This is a genomic window from Sulfitobacter litoralis (assembly GCF_900103185.1).
Classification (GTDB): Bacteria; Pseudomonadota; Alphaproteobacteria; order Rhodobacterales; family Rhodobacteraceae; genus Sulfitobacter; species Sulfitobacter litoralis.
The window spans coordinates 1-1414 of the sequence record NZ_FNJD01000060.1; the positions used below are offsets into that span (position 1 = coordinate 1).

Consider the following 1414-nt stretch of genomic DNA (forward strand, 5'->3'; position numbering starts at 1 on the left):
CTTCACACCCCGGACTTCTCGAGCCGCCGATGGGGGTTCGCATGGCGCGACCAAACCGGCGTCCATTTTACGATTGCGTCATCGGTGATGCATTCCTCACCTGTGACAATGGCGTCGATGGCAAGATCCTTGATCAGGGCGAAGATGCGCGAGGTCACCCCACCGGTCAGTGCAAGTATCTGCTTGAGCGACTTGACAGATTGGATTTCTTCTCGAGGGGCATTGCCGCAATGAGTGTTTGGATCATGTCCGAGAACTCGGCATCGTCGCGCCAGTTCGGCAGGTGATGTTCATCCAACCGCCTGGCAAGCTGGATATCACCACGGATGGCATCGACGGCCTCGCTGACCCCCAGGCAGACCAGTGACACTTCGAGTTCATTGCTGAGATACCGCAGAACATTGAGAAAGCGGCGCTGTTCGCGGTGGGTCCCGGCCAAGAGGTTGTGGACCTCGTCGATCATGATCATCCGCAGGCCAAGGTCGCGCAAAAGCGCGACGACACGGACTTCGAGGGAGGCCACATTTTGAGCGCGCGCGCCCAGTGCCGTGGCCGGTGCCCCGACGGACGCCAGGATGTGCAGATAGAACCGCCGTTCGTCGGGAGCTGGTGGTGCTTGCAACAGCAAGAGCGGCGTTCGCGTAATTCCCGATGCTGGGTCATATTCCGGTGCATATCTGCGCGACAGGTTGCGGGCGATCATCGTCTTGCCGATCCCGGACGCGCCATGCACAAGAAGGCCAGGCATACGGGTTTGCCTTGGCGCTTCGATCATACCCTGCAAACGGTCCAGAACTTGTTCGGCCCGCGGAAAGCCAATCCAGATATCCGATTGAATGAGGGCGATCCGACCGTCTTCCTCTGTTGTCCCTGCCCTCAATTCACCATCTCTCCACTTTGAACAATGGGCGCGATGTATCACCCGTGTCGATCGGGCGCAGCCCTTCGGTTTTCGAGACAGCCGAGTTGGTGCCCTCCAATGTCCCTTTTCTTTCACGGGATCGGCGTTCGGCCTTCGTTAGGCCCCGGCTTTCAAACTCGATCTGGCGTTGCTGTCGGATCAGCTCAGCCAGGACCAGCTCATTGGACCCGGATTTGCCAAGGGCACGGGCCTTCCTCATGGCTTCGCGATATTCCCAGAGCGGCACGGGCGGAATTTCCAAGTTTCTGTAACGCGCCTCAACATATCGGCCATCGTCCAATTCGACCCAGATCATTGAGATATCGCGAGGGTCGTAGCGGACGACCATCTTTCCATCCCCGCGCCCGATGTGGCCTGCAAGCGCATCGGACCAGTACCGTATCTGGAACAGATGGAGGCCGTCACGCCTGACCTTGCGCAGTTCACTTGGCAGAAAGCTCACCCGAAAGGCTTCAATCTCGAAGGGGATATCGCCCATCATTTGCTCTGAGA

General features: G+C 58.5%; 3 protein-coding genes. All 3 read right to left on the minus strand.

The window, feature by feature from the left end; genetic code table 11:
- Positions 1–2: 2 nt before the first annotated feature.
- Complete coding sequence (locus BLQ98_RS18555) at positions 3–158, minus strand: hypothetical protein (protein ID WP_244148490.1); 156 nt, start codon at positions 156–158, stop codon at positions 3–5.
- Positions 159–166: 8 nt separating this feature from the next.
- Complete coding sequence (locus BLQ98_RS18020; protein WP_244148491.1) at positions 167–880, minus strand: TniB family NTP-binding protein; 714 nt, start codon at positions 878–880, stop codon at positions 167–169.
- A 1-nt stretch (position 881) separates the two neighbouring features.
- Positions 882–1414: Mu transposase C-terminal domain-containing protein (locus BLQ98_RS18025; RefSeq protein ID WP_208596106.1), on the minus strand; the 533-nt coding region annotated here is incomplete at its 5' end.